The 18,365-nt window shown below is 71.9% G+C and carries 17 protein-coding genes; 6 read left to right on the forward strand and 11 right to left on the reverse strand.

Translation table 11 applies throughout. The features are described 5' to 3' along the window. Window positions 1-43 precede the first annotated feature (43 nt). From ACH4U8_RS44820 to ACH4U8_RS44830, 3 genes are all read right to left on the reverse strand, one after another. Window positions 44-1,633 (reverse strand): MFS transporter, encoded by a 1,590-nt coding sequence (locus tag ACH4U8_RS44820; RefSeq protein ID WP_395784412.1) that lies wholly within the window; start codon window positions 1,631-1,633, stop codon window positions 44-46. Between the two features lie 230 nt (window positions 1,634-1,863). Further along, a complete protein-coding gene (locus ACH4U8_RS44825; RefSeq protein ID WP_360321879.1) occupies window positions 1,864-2,523 on the reverse strand; it encodes a pentapeptide repeat-containing protein in 660 nt (219 codons plus the stop codon). A 196-nt stretch (window positions 2,524-2,719) separates the two neighbouring features. Then, window positions 2,720-3,454: a TetR/AcrR family transcriptional regulator gene (locus ACH4U8_RS44830; protein WP_395784414.1), complete on the reverse strand. Its 735-nt coding sequence runs from the start codon at window positions 3,452-3,454 to the stop codon at window positions 2,720-2,722. 153 nt (window positions 3,455-3,607) lie between these two features. Here ACH4U8_RS44830 and ACH4U8_RS44835 point away from each other — a divergent pair, with 153 nt between their 5' ends. Both ACH4U8_RS44835 and ACH4U8_RS44840 read left to right on the forward strand, forming a co-directional pair. Beyond that, on the forward strand, window positions 3,608-4,123 hold the full coding sequence (locus ACH4U8_RS44835; protein ID WP_395784416.1) for a hypothetical protein: 516 nt from the start codon (window positions 3,608-3,610) through the stop codon (window positions 4,121-4,123). Window positions 4,124-4,176: 53 nt separating this feature from the next. After that, window positions 4,177-4,707: an MOSC domain-containing protein gene (locus tag ACH4U8_RS44840; RefSeq protein ID WP_379990197.1), complete on the forward strand. Its 531-nt coding sequence runs from the start codon at window positions 4,177-4,179 to the stop codon at window positions 4,705-4,707. Between the two features lie 99 nt (window positions 4,708-4,806). Here the strand turns inward: ACH4U8_RS44840 and ACH4U8_RS44845 are convergent, their stop codons facing one another. The 5 genes from ACH4U8_RS44845 to ACH4U8_RS44865 form a co-directional block, all read right to left on the reverse strand. After that, entirely contained in the window at window positions 4,807-5,550 is a 744-nt protein-coding gene (locus ACH4U8_RS44845; protein WP_360321888.1) for a Clp protease N-terminal domain-containing protein, read from the reverse strand. Between the two features lie 114 nt (window positions 5,551-5,664). Continuing rightward, window positions 5,665-7,656, reverse strand: a complete 1,992-nt coding sequence (locus tag ACH4U8_RS44850) for an FUSC family protein (RefSeq protein WP_395784418.1) — start codon at window positions 7,654-7,656, stop codon at window positions 5,665-5,667. A 160-nt stretch (window positions 7,657-7,816) separates the two neighbouring features. Beyond that, window positions 7,817-8,488, reverse strand: a complete 672-nt coding sequence (locus ACH4U8_RS44855; protein ID WP_395784420.1) for a class I SAM-dependent DNA methyltransferase — start codon at window positions 8,486-8,488, stop codon at window positions 7,817-7,819. A 155-nt stretch (window positions 8,489-8,643) separates the two neighbouring features. After that, window positions 8,644-9,153 (reverse strand): DUF664 domain-containing protein, encoded by a 510-nt coding sequence (locus ACH4U8_RS44860; RefSeq protein WP_360321897.1) that lies wholly within the window; start codon window positions 9,151-9,153, stop codon window positions 8,644-8,646. Between the two features lie 65 nt (window positions 9,154-9,218). Then, window positions 9,219-9,554 carry a helix-turn-helix domain-containing protein gene (locus tag ACH4U8_RS44865; RefSeq protein ID WP_360321919.1) on the reverse strand — a complete coding sequence of 112 codons (336 nt, stop codon included), beginning with the start codon at window positions 9,552-9,554 and terminating at the stop codon, window positions 9,219-9,221. A gap of 220 nt (window positions 9,555-9,774) precedes the next feature. On the opposite strand from ACH4U8_RS44865, the gene ACH4U8_RS44870 reads away from it, so the two are divergent. Beyond that, window positions 9,775-10,347, forward strand: a complete 573-nt coding sequence (locus tag ACH4U8_RS44870) for a TIGR03618 family F420-dependent PPOX class oxidoreductase (RefSeq protein WP_395784422.1) — start codon at window positions 9,775-9,777, stop codon at window positions 10,345-10,347. Between the two features lie 19 nt (window positions 10,348-10,366). Here ACH4U8_RS44870 and ACH4U8_RS44875 read toward each other — a convergent pair whose 3' ends face one another. Next, on the reverse strand, window positions 10,367-11,317 hold the full coding sequence (locus tag ACH4U8_RS44875) for a LysR family transcriptional regulator (RefSeq protein WP_395784423.1): 951 nt from the start codon (window positions 11,315-11,317) through the stop codon (window positions 10,367-10,369). Between the two features lie 107 nt (window positions 11,318-11,424). On the opposite strand from ACH4U8_RS44875, the gene ACH4U8_RS44880 reads away from it, so the two are divergent. After that, a complete protein-coding gene (locus ACH4U8_RS44880) occupies window positions 11,425-12,318 on the forward strand; it encodes an NAD(P)H-binding protein (RefSeq protein ID WP_395784425.1) in 894 nt (297 codons plus the stop codon). Between the two features lie 70 nt (window positions 12,319-12,388). Next, on the forward strand, window positions 12,389-12,754 hold the full coding sequence (locus tag ACH4U8_RS44885; protein WP_379990185.1) for a darcynin family protein: 366 nt from the start codon (window positions 12,389-12,391) through the stop codon (window positions 12,752-12,754). Window positions 12,755-12,884: 130 nt separating this feature from the next. On the opposite strand, the gene ACH4U8_RS44890 is transcribed toward ACH4U8_RS44885, so the two are convergent. Together ACH4U8_RS44890 and ACH4U8_RS44895 are read right to left on the reverse strand one after the other, a co-directional pair. Then, entirely contained in the window at window positions 12,885-13,829 is a 945-nt protein-coding gene (locus tag ACH4U8_RS44890) for a GlxA family transcriptional regulator (RefSeq protein ID WP_395784427.1), read from the reverse strand. Between the two features lie 308 nt (window positions 13,830-14,137). Further along, entirely contained in the window at window positions 14,138-14,470 is a 333-nt protein-coding gene (locus ACH4U8_RS44895; protein WP_379990183.1) for a hypothetical protein, read from the reverse strand. Window positions 14,471-14,574: 104 nt separating this feature from the next. Here ACH4U8_RS44895 and ACH4U8_RS44900 point away from each other — a divergent pair, with 104 nt between their 5' ends. After that, a complete protein-coding gene (locus ACH4U8_RS44900) occupies window positions 14,575-15,552 on the forward strand; it encodes a GlxA family transcriptional regulator (RefSeq protein WP_395784429.1) in 978 nt (325 codons plus the stop codon). Window positions 15,553-18,365: the final 2,813 nt, after the last annotated feature.

The following is an 18,365-nucleotide window of genomic DNA, read 5'->3' on the forward strand; positions in this document are numbered from 1 at the left end:
ACGCGCCGAGGGCCGCCCGGGTGGGTGAAGCAACTCCCGGCGGCTAGCGCGTCGTGGCCTCCGCCGCCTCGTGCCGGTCGCCGTCCCGGATCAGCCATGTACACAACACGGCCGCCACGAACGCCAGTACGGACATCAGCAGGCACACCTGCGCCAACCCCGAGGTGAACGCCTCCCGGGCATCGGCCAGCGCGGCCGGATGCTCGGCCAGCGGCGCGAACCGGCCGGAGACCACGCCGTCCCGGACCTGATCGACGGCCTCCGGCGGCACCCCGCCGCGCGCCAACACGTCACCGCCCAGGTCGTCGCCGACCCGCGCGGTCAACAACGCGCCGCCGGCCGCGATCCCGATCGACGTACCCAGGGGGAAGAACATGTTGGTCGCCCCGGACGCCATCCCGGCCCGCTCGGCCGGCACCACGCCCACCGCCACGCCCATCAGCGGCGGGAAGCTCAATCCCCCGGAGATGCCCAGCAGCACGAAGCCGGGCAACATGACCGTCCACGAACTGTCCGCGTCCACCCGGGTCATGGTCAACACGCCGACGCCGGCCACCGCGAAGCCCAGACCGATCGCCTGCCCCGGCGTCAGCACCCGCAGCACCAGTCCGCTCAGCGGCGCGATCAGCAGGATCGGCCCGGTGAGCGCCAACATCTTCACGCCGGTCTGGAACGGCGAGTTGCCGAGCATGCCCTGCAACCACAGGATCAGGAAGGGCAACAGCCCGAACGAGGTGATCCGGGCGAACAGGGAGGCCAGGATGGCCCCGCTGAACGACGGGATGCGAAACAGCCGCAGGTCCAGCAGCGCGATCCGCGGCCGGAGCATCTCCACCACGACGAACGCGATCACCAGGACCGCCCCGCCGATGAGCGTGCCGAGCACGATCGTGTCCGTCCAACCCTGTTCGGGCGCCCTGAGCACCGCGTAGTTGAGCGCGAACAGGCCGGTGATCGCGAGCAGTACACCGGCCAGGTCGATCCGGCCGCGACCGGCCGAGGCGGTGGCGTCGTCCGGCAACCGGAACCGGGCCCCGAGCACGACCAGGGCGCCCACCGGGAGGTTGATCAGGAAGATCCACCGCCAGCCGAGCCCGTCCACCAGCGCGCCGCCGACCAGTGGACCCAGCGCCGCGGCGGCGCCGCTCAGGCCCGAGTAGACGCCGATCGCGGTCTGTCGGGCGGCACCCGCGTAGGCGGACGCCAACAGCGCCAACGAGGTGGCCATCACCATCGCCGCGCCGACGCCCTGCACACCGCGGAAGGTGACGAGCAGGCCGACGTTCGGCGCGATCGCACACGCCGCCGAGGCGAGGGTGAACAGTGCGACGCCCGCGCCGAACACCCGGCGCCGACCGATCCGGTCGGACACCGAACCGGCCGCGAGCAGCAGCGCGGCGAAGGCCAACGTGTAGGCGCTGACCACCCATTGCAGGCCGCCCAGACGTGCGCCGAGATCGTCGGCGATGTCGGGCAGCGCGACGTTGACGATGGTCACGTCGAGGGTCATCAGGATGCCGGCGCCGCTGACCAGGACGGTCGGCCAGCGGCCTCCGGGCGCGGAGCCGGGCGCTGCCGGGTCCGACGGCGTCGCGTCGGCGGGCGACGGGAGGGGGGATATGGGCTTGGCCATGTGGACGAACGACCTCACGCGTCGGGGATGGACGACCTGCTACCGGGTGTGCCCGGGTCGTTGCCGAGCGAGTCGCCGACCGTGGGCACGTTCCGCTCGGCTCCGATATTTGATCAGTGATCAAGTAGGTTAGCCTCACCTAAGCATCCACGCCAGGGGTACGCCGAAATCACCGCACGGCGGCGACCGCCCGGCGTGCGGTGGTGAGGTGCGCGGTCGGCGGTCGGGGGTCAGCGGTCCTTGACGATCAGGCCGAGCAACTGGGCCAGGGCCGGGGCCAGGTCCAGGAGTTGGGCGGAATCGATGGTCGCGCCGCGCAGGGCGTCGATGCCCGAGGCGATGTCCAGGGCGCCCGCGTCGCGGAGGTCGACCCTGCTCAGTTGCGCGTTGTCGAGCCGGATCCGCTCCAGGGTCGAGCCCGGGAAGGTCACGTCGGTCAGCGTCGCGCCGGCGAGGTCCACGTCACGCAGCAGGCAGTCCACGAAGGAGACCTCGCGGAGCCTGGTCTTGCGCAGGTTGACCGAGTCGAACTTGCAGTGGTGGAAGACCACTCGTCGCATCGTCGCGCCGAACGCCTCGATCCCGGCCAGCACGCTCGCGGCGAACTCGGCGTCCATCCACGAGGTGTCCACCAGGTCGCTTCCCACGACACGCACGCTGTGCAGCCACACGTCGTCGAACCGGGCGCGCCGATACCGGCCCCCGGTGAACGTCACCGACGAGAACGCCGACGACGTGAAGGCGGACCCGCCGGCCACCGACTCCACGAACGCGTCGCCGTCGAAGTGTGCGAACTCGTGGTCGCCGTCCCGTTCGAGTTCGCCCTCGAAAGCCACGAGCCGGTGGGCGTACGGCAGTTGGGTCAGTTCACGAGAGTTGTGCACACGCATCGCAATCCTCCACGGACGCATCGTCGGCCCCCGGTCCCACGGGGAATTCCCGTCCGCGATCGTGAACCGGTCGGCGAAGCGCGGACGGACCCATGCCTATCGCGCGACCCGCCCTTCGGCCGAATCGGCGTTGCGCAAAAGGGCCGTCGGAGCCCACTTCCCCCGGCTCCCCGCGCACCGTCGTCCGTTCCGTACGTCAGCCGGCGAAGGGGGCCACCGGTTCGGCGCCGGCGGCCAGCGCCTCGATCCGGGCGGCGATACCGTCGAGGCTGCGATCGAGGCTGTATGTGTAGATGTGCAGGGCGTACGCCTCGCGCTGGTCGGGGCCCTCGCGCAGGTGCGCGAGCGTGTCGGCGAAGGTGCGCAATCCCTCGCCGCCGGCGGCCAGTTGCTCGGAGAGCGCGCCCGTGTCCATCGCGAAGACACCGGCGGCGGCCCGGTCGTCCTCGATCACGATCGGCGACATCGCCCCGGCGAACAACACGTGATAGGCGGCCATCGCCTCGATGCCCAACCCGCTCCGGGCCAGCAGCGCGATGCCGTGGTCGATGATCGGCAACGCGGCCGGCACATCGGGCCCACGCAGCGCGAGTCGACGCGCGACGCCGGGATGGGCACGCAGGATCGGCCGGGCGGCCAACAACAGTTCGCGGAACCAGGGCCGCCACGGCAACTCCGGGTCGGGCACCGGGAAACGCGCCACCACCTCCTGCACGACCGCGTGCGCGACCGCGTCCCGATCACCGACATGGTGATAGAGCACCTGCGGCCACGAGTCGAGCGCGGTGGCCAGGCTCCGGATCGTCCAGCCCTCCAGCCCCACCTCGGCGGTCAACGCGGTCGCCGTCCGCACGATCCGCGCCCGCGTCACGGGCTGCTTGGAGCGCACCGACGTCAGCCTGGCCTTGGGCACCCGCTCCACCCTCCTCACGCTCCGAAACCATTCACCCGACCCACCCAACCTACTGGAGGCCCTGCGGACCCCGAGCCGCCCGTGCAGGGAGCCGGTCGCGGGCCCGCGCACATCCCTGCGCGCGCTCCCGTCCTCAAGAACGCGCTTGCCCGCCCCTGCGAGGATTTCCGCATGCCGATCGAGCAGTGGGACCACGACGACCTGGTGTACGAGCACATCCTGATGTACGCGCTTCCCGACGACGCCTGGTCGGTCGAGCTCTACGCAGGCCGCATCCCGGACCGCCGACACCTGATCACCGCGCTCGTGCACGACGAGGATCCGACCCGGGCGACCCACGTACTGCTGAGCAGGGGCGAGTTGCCGCTGCCACTGCTGCGCCGCTTCCTGGACGTGGTCGAGCGCGAGGAGAGCGTGCGGGACGGACCGTGGGCAACCGAGCCGACCGAGGAACGGCACTACGGGTTCCAGACGGGATACGTCCTGCCGCATCGGGCGTGGTCGCTCGAACTCGCCGCAATCCGACCCACGTTGCACACGCTGGTGATCGCCGAGGTCTTCGACGAGGAACCAAGGCCGACCCGCGTGCTGTTCGGCGACGGTGAACTGCCGCTCGCGGACCTGCGCCGCTTCCTCGAATCGGTCGACGAGGAGGAGCAGCGGCGGGGGTTCGCGCGCGTGTCATAGGATAGTGAGTATCGAATGGATACCGAGGGGTGTGAGTGGTTGTGCACGGTACGGTGACGGCGGTGAGTCGGAGCTCGGAGCATCTGTTCACGAAACCGAACCAGGGCACCATCCGGCTGCTGGCCGGACTCGGCGTCGAGGGTGACGCCCATCTCGGGGTGACCGTGCAACACCGCTCGCGCGTCGCGGTCGATCCCACCCGACCCAACCTGCGCCAGGTGCACCTGATCCACGCCGAGTTGCACGAGGAGTTGGCCGCAGCCGGCTTCACCGTCGCGGCGGGCGAGTTGGGCGAGAACGTCACCACCCGCGGCATCGACCTGCTCGGCCTGCCCACCGGGACGCTGCTGCACCTGGGCGCGGAAGCGGTGGTCGAGGTGACCGGCCTGCGCAACCCGTGCCCGCAGATCAACGCCTTCCGGGACGGCCTGTTGAAGGCCGTCGTCGGGCGCGACGCGGCGGGCAACGTGGTGCGCAAAGCGGGCATCATGGGCATCGTCCGAACCGGCGGCGAGCTCCGCCCGGGCGACCGGATCCGGGTCGAACTCCCCGCACCACCACACCGCGCGCTCGAACGCGTCTGAGCTCGAACGCGTCCGAGGCCGAGGGCACCGCGCGCCGCCGCGAGGGCTCGCGGTGGGTGGTCCGCGGTCGTCCCGGGCGACCGGTCGGGCGTGGGTGGGTCAGGATTGTTGCTTGTGTCGCTCCGCGAACATGGTGGCGAGTGTGGCGACGACGTACTCGTCGGTGCCGGTCTTGTCGATTCCCAGGCCGGAGAGCACACCCGCGCCGTCCTCCGACTCCAGGAGCGCGAGCAGGATGTGCTCGGTGCCCACGTAGTTGTGGCCGAGCCGCAGCGCCTCGCGGAAGGTGAGCTCCAGGACCTTGCGCGCCGACTGGTCGTACGGAATCAGCTCGGGCACCGTGTCGATCGGCGGCGGCAGCACGCCGAGCACCGCCTCGCGCACGGCTTCCGGGGTCACCCCCTGGGCGACGATCGCCCGTACCGCCAGGCCCTCGGGCTCCCCCAGCAACCCCAGCGCCAGGTGCGCCGGCCCGATCTCCGGGTTGCCCACGGCGCGGGCCTCGTTCTGCGCCGTCATCACCACGTTGCGGGCCCGGTCGGTGAAGCGACCGAAGCCCTGCCCGGGGTCGAGGTCCGCCTCGCCGAACGGCTTGGCGACGAAGCGCTTCTGCGCGGCCTGCTTGGTCACGCCCATGCTGGTGCCGATGTCCTTCCAGGACGCCCCCGACCGGCGCGCCTGGTCCACGAAGTGGCCGATCAGGTGGTCGGCGAGTTCGCCGAGGTGGTCCGAGACGATCACCGCGTCGGACAGTTGGTGGAGAGCGTCGGAATGGGTCTTCTTGATGGTCTCGATGAGGTCGTCGAGCCGAACCGGATTCGTCATGCGCACAGGATTCTCCATGCGTCAACCGTAGGTTGACGATCAAGGTTCGTCAACCACAAGTTGACGAATTTTACCGAGCGTGGATGCCGCGTCGCCCGGCAACCGCGCGTCGGTCGCGCCGAATCGGCCGGGTCAGGACCGGCTCGCGTCCTCCGCGCCCGCCGGCCCGTCCAGCATCGTCCGCGCCGACCGCACCTCCCGACGCACGTCGGTCAGCGCGTCGACCGGGTCCTCGGCCGGCTCCGCCGACCGGGCGGGCGGCTCGCCGGTCCGCATCGAGGCCGCCAGGACGCGCAGTTCGGCGGCCATGTGCGCGGCCGCCTCCGGCGAGGGCGGCGGCGCGCCGTGCGCGGTGCGTACCGCCGCCGCCGTGCCGGTGTCGATCACCCGCTCGACCGCGACGATCAGCGGCCACCACGCCGCGGCCCGGGCGCCGGCCGGCGGCGGCTCGCCCAACGCGCGCTGGAACTCGGTGCGGACATCGGACAGATCGCGATAGATCCGCCGCCGGGTCCGGGCCCGCGCGGCCTGATCGGTCCGCTCGTCGAACGCGCACTCGATGTATTGCGCGGTGTCCTCGATCGCGGTGGCCAACCGGGCCCCCACCCGGGTGTGCCAACTCTCCGGCCACAACACATATCCCGCGACCAACACGATCGCGCAGCCGATCAGGCTGTCCACCAGGCGCGGCGCGAGCAGCCCGACGCCCTGGTGCCCGAGCAGGTCGGACAGGATCAGGATCAGCGGTGTGATCACCGCGGTCTGATAGCCGTAGCCGCGCCGGGAGAGTATCGGCAGCGCCGCCGCGAGCACGACCACGACCGGCACCTCCCACCACCCACGCGGCACGAACTCCAGGATCACCCCCGCGACCACCAACCCCGCCGCCGTACCCAAGGCACGCAACAACGCCCGGGAGAAGACCGAGCCGAAGTCGGGCTTGAGCACGAAGGTGACGGTCAACGGCACCCAGTACGAGCGTGGTACGTCCACTACGGACACCAGTGCCTGTGCCACCCCGATGCACAACGTCAACCGCAGCCCGTACCGCCAGGACTCCGCCGACACCAGCAGGTTGCGCGCGCCGGCGGCCACCCGCTCGGGCAACGCGCCGGGCCGGCCGATGCGATCGGGGGTGCGATAGGCACCGGCGAGCGTCTCCCGCGCGTGCGCGATCGCGGCGACGACCGCGCGGTCGGCCGGGTCGGTCGCGGCGGCCGGCGCCGGCACGTCGGCCGGCACCGTGCCCCCGCGTACCGCCGCCGCGATCTCGCGCACCGCGGCCACATCGCGCTCGCCCACCGACCGGTCCTCGGCCTGCACCGCGGTGGCCGCCTCGACCAGCGGGCCGACCGAGTTCAACAGCGCCACCAGGCGGGACATACCGCGACTGCGCCCCGGCGCCACCGCCCGCCGGCCGAGCAGCAGGTCGTACGCGTGGTTGAGGGTCAGCGTCACCTCGGCCCGAGCCGTCTCCCACTCGGCGGTACCGGCCGAGGCCAGCAGGTCCGCGGTCGCGTCGTACGCGTCGGCCACCGCGACCCGCTCCGGAATGCGCGAACGCGCGGGCCACGCGAGCAGCGCGAGCAGCAGTACGAACCCGGCACCCAGCAGGGTCAGCATCGGCGCCCGCCACCACGGCGAGGGCATCGGCAGGCCCGCCCCGATCACCGCCATCAACAACAGGTTCAGGCCGGACGCGGAGGCCACCGCGCCGATCGTGCTGATCATCCCGGCGACCAGGGCGACCACCGTCAACAGCGCGACGGCCGACCAACCGTGGCCGAACTGCCAACTGCCGAGCGCGAGTCCGATCGCGCCGACGATCTGCGGTACGGCGATGTTGAGCACCCGCAGCCGGTAGGCGTCGGCGGTGTCCCCGAACACCGCGCCGAGCGCGCCGATGGCCACCAACGCGCCGGAGGCGCTGTCCCCGATCGCCACCCCGACCGCGAGCGGCGTCGCGATACCGATCGCCGCGCGCACCGCGGCCGCCTTCGGCACCGGACCGGGGTTGGCCCGCAGCGTCAGGGTGAGCCACTCGGGCGGCGCGAGCCGGCCCGATCGGGCGGCACCGTCGGCGCGCTCGCCGTCGTCGGGATCGTCGTGTTCGGTCATGGTCATCACAGGATCCCGAACGAGACGAAGGGAACGGACAAGGCACGCGGGGCCGGACGAGTACGGCATTCCGCTTCGCGGACCACGTTACCGAGGCCGCACCGGACACGAGCGGCCGGCCCGCCCGGACCGGTCGCCCGGAGGGCTCCTTGGCCGGCCCGCGTGCTCAGCCCGTCACGGACTTGCGTGCGTGTACGAAGAGTTGCTCCTCGGGGCCCGCAGCCGGGTGGTTCGGCTGGAACACGCTGACGCCGTGGTGGACGATCTCCAGGCCCGCCGCGCGCAGCCGCACGAGCAGTTCCTCGGTGCTGTGGCTGGTCACCCGGGCCCGGTGGCCCAACCATTCGATCTCCACGCCGTCCGCCTCGGCCGGCACCGTCGCGAACGCGAGCAGGCCGCCCGGCGCCAGGCGCGCGCCGAGCCGGTCCAGTTGGGCGTCCAGATCGGCCCTGGGCAGCTGAAGGAACGGGAAGAACGCGCACACCGCGTCCCACACGCCGTCGTCGTCGAGCAGATCGCGTACGTCCAACTGCTCGAACGTGGCGCCCGCCACCCGTTCCCGAGCCAGCTCGACCATGGTTGCCGAAACGTCGATCCCGGTGACCCGATGACCGGCCGCGACCAGCCTTTCGGCGGTCGGCCGGCCGGTGCCGGACCCGATGTCGAGCACCTTCGAGCCGGGCCGGAGTTCGGCGATCAGCCAGTCCAGCGCGGCCAGTTGCTCGGGCAAGTCCGCGAACGCGGTCTCGTACGCGGCGCCGACGGCATCGAACAGGGCGGCGGCCGGGGACTCCGGGCCGTGTGCCAGCGGAGAGTGCGAGGCGGATTCGGGGCTCATGGAGGAGGGCGTCCTTTCACCGGCGGAACACGAAACGGTGGCACAGGAAACGATGGAGCGCGGAGCGGGGGCGGGGCTTGGGCCGGGGAGCGGGAAGCGGACAACCGGGACAGGCGGCAGAGAGCCGGGAACAGGCAACCGAAGCGGGCCGGCGGCTACCGACGCAGCAGGATGCCCCGGATGAACGCCGCCTGCCCCGCGTGTTGCAGGTCGTCGGCGATCACACTGACCAGCCGTGCGCCCAGGGTGACCGCCGGCGTCCAGTTCTCGTCGACCACCCGATCCAGGTCGGCGGCCGACAGTTCGCGGACGAAGGCGATGGTCTGCTCGTGGACCGCGTCGTAGTAGTCGGTGAGCAGCGCCGCCGAGTCGACCCGGACCGCGCCCACCGCCTCGGCGTCCTGCCCGTATCCGATCGCCCGGACCGGGAAGGGCAGTTCGAAGCGGCCGTGCCAGTCCTGCGCCGTCCACACCTGCTCCAGCGCCGCGACGTCCGACACGTGGTCGTCCTGGACCCGGGCCAGATGCCAGATCAGCCAGGCGATCGAGTTGGCGTCGTCGTCGAGTCGCTCGGCCAGTTGTGCGGGGGTCAGCCCCTCGACCGCCTCGTGCACCACCTCGCGCACCCGGCCGAACGCGTCGACCAGTAGCTCCGCGCTGTTCATCGAACAACCCCTCGTTTCGTTGCGCTCGTCCGCTCGATGTCCGGTACGCCCGCCCATCGACCCTGCTACTCCTGCCCAGCCTGCTCCCGGTCGTACACCTGCCGAGCCGCCTCGATGGTCGGGCCGTGTCGCTCGGCCCAACGGACCAGGCCGGTGAGCGACGCGGTCAACTCGCGCGCCACGTCGGTGAGCGTGTACTCGACCTTCGGCGGCACGGTCGGATACACGGTGCGCGTCAACAGCCCGTCACGCTCCAGCCGGCGCAGGTTGAGGGTGAGCACTCGTCGGCTGATCCCGGGTACCGCGCGTTCCAACTCGGTGAACCGGATCGGGCCCTCGGCGACCGACACCAGGATGCCGATGCTCCACTTGCCCGCGACGTGGTCGAGCGTGCCGACCACCTGACACGCGTTCGCCCACGTGACGCGTCCCGAATCGGCGTCGGGCTCCCGCTCCCCGTCGCCCTCGGCAACATTCGGGCCGGCCGGAACGCCGCCGACCTGGACGGGTACATCGGTGTTACTGCGGAACGTCAAGGTGCCTCCTTACGCGAACCGCCATGGTCACAAAGAATCGACCCAGCGAACAACGAGGCACCCACGAAGGCGAGAACGAGACACCATGAACACCGACGAAACGCCCCGCGACGAAACGCCCCGTGACGAAGCCGCGCCGACCGATGCCGCAACGACTCCGGTCGATCCCGCGGAGCCCGCCGGCCCCGCCGAGGAGGCCCCCGCCGGTCCCCCGCCCCGACCGCTCACCGAGGGCGAGGTGCTGGAGATCCTGGCCCGCGAACGCATCGGCACGCTCGCGACGATCAAGCGGGACGGTCGGCCGCACCTGTCCAACATGCTCTTCGCGTGGGATCCGGCCGCCCGGGTGATCCGCTTCTCCACCACCGCCGACCGCGCCAAGCCGCACCACGTCCGGCGCAACGCCAACGCCGCGCTGCACGTGTCCGGCGGCAACGTCTGGTCGTTCGCGGTGGCCGAGGGGGACGCCGAGGTCACCGAGCCGACCACGATCCCCGGCGACGCCACGGGCCGCGAGTTGCTGGCCATGGTCCCGGCCGAGTTCCGGCCGGCCGACGAGGCGACGTTCCTCGCGGGCGCCGTCGCGGAGCGCCGGGTGGTGATCCGACTGGCCGTCACCCGCCTGTACGGCACGGCACTGGACATCCCCGACGCCTGAGCCGACGCCGGCGAGATCCTCACCCGGAGGCTTCCGTCGGTGCGCACAGGGTCCGGCGCACGGTGTCGCGGAGCCAACGGTGGGCTCCGTCGGCCGTGTGCCGCGGGTGCCAGGCCATCCCGATGGTCACGGGCGGCAGTGCCAGGGGGATCTCCAGGAGGTGCAGTCCGAGTGCCCCGGCATCGTGGGTGAGGGGCGAGGGGGCGGCGCCGGGGAGTGCGGCGGGTACGAGGCAGACGATGTCGCTGCGGGCGGCGAGGGTCATCGCGGCCAGATGGCTGGGCAGAACGACGCTGACCCGCCGCTGGAGGTTGTGCTCGGCCAGGGCGGTGTCGAGGGGGCCGGTGAACCGGCCGCGACGGCTGACCGAGACGTGTTGGGCGGCGGCGAGCCGGGCCGGGGTCAGCGTGCCTTCGGTGAGCGGATGGCCGGGCCGGACGGCGGCCACCATGCGGAGGTCGACCAGTTCTTCGACCCGGGTTTCGGGGTCGACGTGGTCGATGGATCCGATCTCCAGGTCGATCCGGCCGTCGCGCAGGGCGGGTCCGGCCTCGAACTCCTCGGCCCGGATCCGGAACGAGACCCCCGGCGCCTCCCGCCGGGCCAGTTGCAACAGTCCGGGGGCCAGTGCCGCGCCGACCAGGTCGGCGGCCTGGATGGTGAAGGTGCTGCGCAGACCGGCGGGGTCGACGCTGGCACCGGGGCTCAGCAAGGCGCCGAGGCTGCGGACCACGGAGACGGCCTCCTCGCGCAGGGCCTGGGCGCGTGGAGTGGGGACCATGGTCTGGCCGGCCCGGACCAGCAGGGGGTCCTGGAGGATGCGGCGCAGGCGGGCGAGATTGCGGCTCATCGCGGCGGGCGAGGTGTGCAGACGCGCCGCGGCACGAGTGACGCTGTGCTCGGTCAGCAGGGCCTCGAGCGCGATGGCGAGGTTGGCGTCGATGACCGGATCCGGGCTGCTCACCAGCATTATTCCATTTCAGTCAATGATTCCGTGCCGAAGTTCCCATTGTGGCAGTACGCAGACCCCGAGCAGGATCGGGGACGTACCCAATCGGCACGACCCATGAGGTTTTCATGATCGTCATCACTGCTCCCACCGGGAACATCGGCCGTCACCTGCTCGCCCGGCTCCTGGAATCCGCCCCCGCCGCGGGCGAGGAACTGCGCGTGATCGTGCGCGATCCGGCCCGGCTTCCGGACGCGGCGCGCGGACGCGTCGACGTGGTCACCGGGTCGCACTCGAACGCCGAGGTCCTCGACCGGGCCTTCGAGGGCGCGGACGCCGTCTTCTGGCTCGTCCCCCCGGACGCCGCCCTGACCCCGCAGGACGCCTACCTCGGTTTCAGCCGCCCCGCCGTCGAGGCGCTCGCCGCCCACCGCGTCGGCCACGTCGTCGGCGTGTCCGCACTCGGCCGCGGCACCCCGCTCGCCGACCGGGCCGGCGTGGTCACCACCTCCCTCGCCATGGACGACCTGATCGCCGACAGCGGCGTCGCCTACCGAGCCCTGGCCTGCCCGTCCTTCTTCGAGAACTTCCTGGAGGAGGCCGACTCGATCCGCGAGAACGGCTTCTTCACCGACTCCGTCGACGCCGACCGCAAGGCCCCCCTCGTCGCCGTCGCCGACATCGCGGCCGCCGCGGCCGGCCTGCTGCTGGACCGCTCGTGGACCGGCACCGGCAGCGTCCCGGTCCTCGGGCCGCAGGACCTGTCTCCCAACGACCTGGCCCGGATCATGACCGAACAGTTCGGCCGCCCCGTGCGCTACGAACGTCAGCCGCTCGACGAGATGTACACCACCCTTGTCGGCTACGGCCTCAACGAGGCATTCGTGCAGGGCATCGTCGACATGAAGCGGGCCAAGGACGAGGGCCTGGACGCCGGCGTGGCCCGCACCCCGGAGACCGCCTCCCCCACCGGCTTCGAGCAGTGGTGCGCGCAGCACCTCAAGCCCGCCGTCCTGTCCTGAAGTCCCGTACCCGGCGCCGGAACACCGAGCCCGGCGCATCCGAACCACCCGCCACCTTGGAGGCACCCCGATGTCCACTGCCACGACCGAACCGCCGGTCACCGCGTTCATGCTGGTCAAGACCACGCCCGAGTGGCTCGCCCTGACCGTCGAGGAACGCGTGCACGCCTTCACCACCCAGGTCCTGCCCGCCATCGAGGCCAAGACCACCGGCGTCCGGTCACGCTTCTACGACACGGAGTTCTACTCCGTGCGCGTCACCGACGTCTGGGTGTGGGAGGCCGAAGACCACCACTCCTACCAGCTCCTGATCGACGCACTGCGCGAAACCCCGTTCTGGGACCGCTACTTCGAGATCGTCGACCTCCTGGTCGGCACCGAAAACGGCTACGCCCGAACCTACGGCCTCGAACCTGTGGCCACGATCGCCACCTGATCCAGCGGCCGGGCGGGCGGGCGACCGGCGACGCGGGTGGCCGGGTGCGCCGGGTGAGCGGGAAACCGGGCCGATGCCTCCGACTGATTGCCACCGGAGGGCATCGGCCCGGAGGCCGGAGATGTCGGCGCTAACCGCGATGCGCTCGGCGGTAGGCGCGGGGGGTGGTGTCGGTGAAGGCGCGGAAGTGTCGGCGCAGGGCGGCGGGTGAGTTGAATCCGGTGCGGGCGGCGATGCGCTCGACCGGGACGTCCGTTTCGGTCAACAGGCGGCGGGCCTCGTGGAGACGGGCGCGGAGCAGGTACTGGAGCGGGCTGAGACCGGTGTGGGCGTGGAAGCGGCGGGTGATGCTGCTGACGCTGGTTCGCGCGTGGTCCGCGATGGCGGCCGGGGTCAGCGGGTGCTGCAGATTGGCCTCCACCCAGCGCAGGGTGGGTTCGAGGCCCACACTTTCGGTGACTTCCCGATCGATGGTGTCCCGGACGTCGTCGGCATACGTGTGCAGCGGCGTGATCAGTTCGCGGCCGGTCTCCTCGGCCACCCGGCGGCCGTGGTCGCTGCGCAGCAGGTACAGGCAGAGGTCCAAGCCGCCGAACACGCCCGCAGCCGTCAGGAAGTGCCCGTCCTCGACCACTGTGCCGAGCGGGTCCACCTCGATCTCGGGATACCGGTCCGCCAGTTCCTCCAGGTACCGCCATCCGGTGGTGGCGCGGCACCCGTCGAGAAGTCCGCTCGCGGCGAGGGTGAACGTCCCGGTGCCGACAGCGGCGATCCGGCTCCCGCGCGCCGCCGCCGCCCGCAGCGCGGCCGAGACGCCGGGCGGCGGCTCGTCGCGATGGCCGTCGTGGCCGGGAACCAGGACGATGTCCGCGTCCGCGAGGCCGTCGAGATCGAACGGCGTGTCGATCCGGAGCACGGCCGGAGCGCCGGTGGCCCGCAGACCGCGAGCCGCGCAGATCCTGATCTCGTAGGCCAAGCCCGGGTGGTCGCGGCAGGCGGCCCCGAACACCAGCCCGGGAGTGGTGAGTTGATGCCCCGGGACTCCGTCGAGAGCGAGGACGGCGATCACTGCCATATCCGGAATCTAGTACCGCCTTGCCGGAATCCCCTACTGGGTGACGGCCGGCATCGGCGCGCCGCGTCCGACGGGACCGGATCGAGGTGTGCGGTGGCGCGTGGTGCCGGTACCGGCCGTGCGCTCGCTTGCGCCGAGCCGGTGCGGGCTCTGCACCGGGCCACCGGGTGCGCTGGGCCGGATCGCAGTCGCGTCGGGCCTCTCGGGCGGGGCGGTCCCGGGACACGCAGGCCGAGCGGTTCCGGGCCACCGGGTCGGGTCGGTCCTGGGACACCCGGGTCGGGTCGGGGCGGTGCCGCCCACTCGCGTCACGTCCGCTCGGGCCGAGCCGGTAGCCGTGGGCGTTGCGGGCGAAGGGGGCGCCGGGGTGGGCAGGGACGGGTGTGGGTGCGGGTGGGGCCGTCCTGCTTGCGGCCCGGGTGCATCACAATCCTGTCGACTCTGCGGACCGTGCCGCCGGGGCCGGTGCGGTTCGGGCTGCCGATCCGCACCATCCCGTCCGGCACGATCGGCAGACCGGCGGTGTCGGCGCCGTGCGCCGCGCTGCCGGCCGTCGCCGTGGTACCGAGCACGATCGCCGCGCCGACCGCAGCGATCGATTTCGCGAGCAGGCGGCGAGCGCGGGCGCTCGGGGCGGGCATCGAGGGCCGGACGCCCCCGTGTCCGTTCCCGTCCCAGCCATCCTCCGCGCCGCGCCACACGCGGAAATGGCCGTTCCAGTGGCTTCCTCGGCTAGATTCCGGTCATGCCAGTGATTGCCGTCCTCGTTCTCGACGGGGTCCCCGGGCACCAGCTCACCGCACCCGGCCTCGCGTTCGGCACCGCCGCCCGGCATCATCCTCCGGTCGCCTACGACGTGCGGATCTGTACCGCTCCGGGCTTCGAGGCGACCGGCGGCCTCGCCTCCTTCCGGGTCGAAACCCCTTGGGGATTGGACGGATTGGCCGATCTCGACGACACGGACACGGTGCTGCTGCCGGGACACGAGCGTTTCCGGGACCCACCGCCACCGGACGTCGTCGCCGCCCTCCGCGCCGCCGCCGCGCGTGGCTGCCGGATCGGCGCCGTCGGCACCGGCACGTTCACCCTCGCGGCCACCGGCCTGCTCGACGGCCGGCGCGCCGCGACCAGCCGCCGCAACACCGCGGAACTGGCCCGGCTCCACCCGCGGATCGACGTCGACCCCGAGGGTTCGGTGGTCGCGGACGGCCCCTTCCACAGCGCCGCGGGCGTCCTCGGCGGCATCGACCTCTGCCTCGACCTGATCACCCTGGACCACGGCATGGCCGTGGCCATCGAAACCGAACGCCAGCTGTTCCTACAACTCCACGACCCCACGACCCCCGCCACGACCTGCGCCGCCTACACCCCACCCGGCAGCAGCCTCGCCCCCACCACCACATGGATGGAGGCCAACCTCCGCCACCCGCTGACCCTCGACGACATCGCCGCCCACGCCGGCCTCGGCGCCCGCCACCTCACCCGCCGCTTCCACGCCGAAACCGGCCTCACTCCCCTCCAATACCTCCTGCGCGCCCGAATCCAACGAGCCCAATGGCTCCTGGAACGCACCGAGGACCCGGTGGAACGCATCGCCGCCCTCACCGGCCTCGGCACCCCCGCCAACCTCCGCCGGCACTTCCAACGCCAAACCGGCACCACCCCCACCACCTACCGCACCGCCTTCCGCACCTTCGTCACCAACCTCACACCCCGAGAATGAGCCGACAAGAACACCGGCCCGGGAACCGGCCCAACCCAGCCGACGGCAAAACCCACCAACCACCAACCGAAGCCCCCGCGCACGTCGCGGCGAGCCCAGCCCCCTCGCCCTCACACGAGCAGGCGAAGTCCACACACAGGTGAGCCAAAACCCGGCCCGAGCGTCGGAACCCGGGCCTCTCCGACGGAAGTTCCTACGCGTGGGCCGTGACCCAGGCCGCCGGGCTGCCACCACCGAATCGGGATGAAGCCCCCACGCAGGTCGGGGTGCCATACCGGCGCCTCGGCAACCGGGGTCTTGCCGAGGCCGCCCCCGTGTGGCCATGGCGCCCGGACGGCCCACCCGGCGCATTCCCGGATCGGAGCGACGGGTACTCGGCAAAATACGAGGCCATCCGGTCGGTTCTTCGTGCTGTCGCCAATCCAACAGACACGCGGGGCACCGACGGCCATGTCTTCGGAGGCCTCCAGCTCACCGGTGTCACGACCCCACGCGTTCGGCCTGTCACGGGCACGGTCGTGTTCGCAGCCATCGGTGCCGGTTGTCGGCAACGCCTGCCACAGCCCAACTCCCGAAGCACCACATGTCCGGGTGACCGTCGAGGAATCCCTATCCATCACCCCAGGCGCCCTCACGAACCGCGACATACTTTTCACCAACGTCGTGGACGGGGTCGCCGGGCCGGCCCAAGAGTGCCGCAAGTGCGCAATGGCATCCCACTCCTACGACGCCCGGGTCGCCCGCACCCGTTGTGATCACCCAATGGGCGAGAACTACCGCGTGATGTGGAGGCCAACGGGCACGGCAGGCCGCCCATGCTGTTCAGGTTCAGGTAGGTCACCCCGCCAAGCACCTCGGCGCCGGCGGCAGCTCGGATAACGAGGCCGCCGTCCTGGAGGCATGCCGGCGCCGCCGGCAGGAACGGGCTCGGCGCTGGCCCGTCGAGCTTTCGAACGAGGCTCCCAACGGCGTCCAACAGTGCCTGGAAGCAGGTCAGGGTGTTTTCGTCGGGTCCGCCGGGGAGCCTTCCCGAGTGGGTCGGGCGTTCGTTGCCAGCGGTCGCGTCTTGGTCGGGTCGGGCGCGGGTGGCTTTGTGCTAAACGGTCGGCGTGGACCGGCGGAGATCGGCCCGGTCCCGGGGTCGCCGGCGGCCGGGAGCCTTGGGTTTCCCGGCGAGAGGTGGGTGTTGCTCGGCGGGAAAGGCGCTGGCAACGGCGGAGCGGGAGGGTGCTTTCGTCGGGTCCGCCGGGGAGCCTTCCCGAGTGGGCCGGGCGTGCGCAGCTGGCGGTCGCGTCTTGGTCGGGTCGGGCGGGGTGGCTTTGTGCTAAACGGTCGGCGTGGACCGGCGGAGATCGACCCGGGCCCACGGTCACCGGCGGCCGGGAGCCTTGGGTTTCCCGGCGAGATGTGGGTGTTGCTCACCGGGAAAGGCGCTGGCAACGGCGGAGCGAGAGGGCGGCCCGGTGAAGTCCGCCGGGGAGCCTTCCCGAGTGGGTCGGGCGTTCACCCGGCCGGCGGTCGCGTCTTGGTCGGGTCGGGCGCGGGTGGCTTTGTGCTAAACGGTCGGCGTGGATCGGCGGAGATCGACCCGGTCCCGGGGTCACCGGCGGCCGGGAGCCCTGAATTCCCCGGCGAGACACGGGTGTTGCTCGGCGGGAAAGGCGCTGGCAACGGCGGAGCGGGAGGGCGGCCCGGTCAGGTCCGCCGAGGAGCCTTTCCGAGTGGGCCGGGCCGTTTCGGCGGGCGTTCGAGGTGGGTGCGCGGGGAGAAGGGCTGCCCGCGTGCGCTGGGCAGGTCTTCATCCGGATCGCGGGACGACTTCGGGCGCATCGATTTGCGCCGACCTGCGGCTTTGTGGGTCGGCCGGCGAGAGCGCGTGCAGAGGGCCGGTTCTTGAAGCCCGGTGGCCGACTTCGCGTGGACAGTGTGCTTTTTGGCAGGTGTTTCGGGTCGGGGCGGTCGGGTGGGCGGCCCGGCAATGTTCACCGAAGAGCCTTCCCGAGTGGGTCGGGCCGTTTCGGCGGGCGTTTGGGGGTGGGGAGGTTGGGCGAGAGGCAGCCCGAGGCTTCGAAGGTCACGATCCGGATCCCGAGACGGCTCCCCGCCCCCGGGGCTCCGCTGACCTGCGGTTTTGTGGGAGCGGTCGGCGAGAGCGCGTGCCGAGAGCCGGGTCGCGCACTCCGGCGACCGGAACCGCCCACCCCCCGGCCCGCTCTTCTCCCCCTCTCCCGCCACCGCCCACCCACCGCCCGCCGAAACGGCCCGGCCCACTCGGGAAGGCTCCCCGGCGGACCTGACCGGGCCGCCCTCCCGCTCCGCCGTTGCCAGCGCCTTTCCCGGTGAGCAACACCCACCTCTCGCCGGGGAGTCCAGGGCTCCCGGCCGCCTGTGACCCCGGGACCGGGCTGATCTCCGCCGGTCCACGCCGACCGTTTAGCACAAAGCCACCCGCGCCCGACCTCACCAAGGCGCGACCGCCGGCCGTGAACGCCCGACCCACTCGGGAAAGCTCCCCGGCGGACCCGACCGGACCGCCCTCCCGCTCCGCCGTTGCCGGCGCCTTTCCCGGTGAGCAACACCCGCGTCTCGCCGGGGAGTCCAGGGCTCCCGGCCGCCGGTGACCCCGGGACCGGGCTGATCTCCGCCGATCCACGCCGACCGTTTAGCACAAAGCCACCCGCGCCCGACCCGACCAAGGCGCGACCGCCGGCCGTGAACGCCCGACCCACTCGGGAAGGCTCCCCGGCGGACCTGACCGGGCCGCCCTCCCGCTCCGCCGTTGCCAGCGCCTTTCCCGCCGAGCAACACCCGCG

This window comes from Embleya sp. NPDC020886, assembly GCF_044333915.1.
GTDB lineage: Bacteria > Actinomycetota > Actinomycetes > Streptomycetales > Streptomycetaceae > Embleya.

Coding starts and splice junctions, on each gene's coding strand:
- ACH4U8_RS44820 (WP_395784412.1), bottom strand. CDS start 1,633: ATGGCCAAGCCCATATCCCCCCTCCCGTCGCCCGCCGACGCGACGCCG.
- ACH4U8_RS44825 (WP_360321879.1), bottom strand. CDS start 2,523: ATGCGTGTGCACAACTCTCGTGAACTGACCCAACTGCCGTACGCCCAC.
- ACH4U8_RS44835 (WP_395784416.1), top strand. CDS start 3,608: ATGCCGATCGAGCAGTGGGACCACGACGACCTGGTGTACGAGCACATC.
- ACH4U8_RS44845 (WP_360321888.1), bottom strand. CDS start 5,550: ATGGAGAATCCTGTGCGCATGACGAATCCGGTTCGGCTCGACGACCTC.
- ACH4U8_RS44850 (WP_395784418.1), bottom strand. CDS start 7,656: ATGACCATGACCGAACACGACGATCCCGACGACGGCGAGCGCGCCGAC.
- ACH4U8_RS44855 (WP_395784420.1), bottom strand. CDS start 8,488: ATGAGCCCCGAATCCGCCTCGCACTCTCCGCTGGCACACGGCCCGGAG.
- ACH4U8_RS44860 (WP_360321897.1), bottom strand. CDS start 9,153: ATGAACAGCGCGGAGCTACTGGTCGACGCGTTCGGCCGGGTGCGCGAG.
- ACH4U8_RS44870 (WP_395784422.1), top strand. CDS start 9,775: ATGAACACCGACGAAACGCCCCGCGACGAAACGCCCCGTGACGAAGCC.
- ACH4U8_RS44875 (WP_395784423.1), bottom strand. CDS start 11,317: ATGCTGGTGAGCAGCCCGGATCCGGTCATCGACGCCAACCTCGCCATC.
- ACH4U8_RS44880 (WP_395784425.1), top strand. CDS start 11,425: ATGATCGTCATCACTGCTCCCACCGGGAACATCGGCCGTCACCTGCTC.
- ACH4U8_RS44885 (WP_379990185.1), top strand. CDS start 12,389: ATGTCCACTGCCACGACCGAACCGCCGGTCACCGCGTTCATGCTGGTC.
- ACH4U8_RS44890 (WP_395784427.1), bottom strand. CDS start 13,829: ATGGCAGTGATCGCCGTCCTCGCTCTCGACGGAGTCCCGGGGCATCAA.
- ACH4U8_RS44895 (WP_379990183.1), bottom strand. CDS start 14,470: ATGCCCGCCCCGAGCGCCCGCGCTCGCCGCCTGCTCGCGAAATCGATC.
- ACH4U8_RS44900 (WP_395784429.1), top strand. CDS start 14,575: ATGCCAGTGATTGCCGTCCTCGTTCTCGACGGGGTCCCCGGGCACCAG.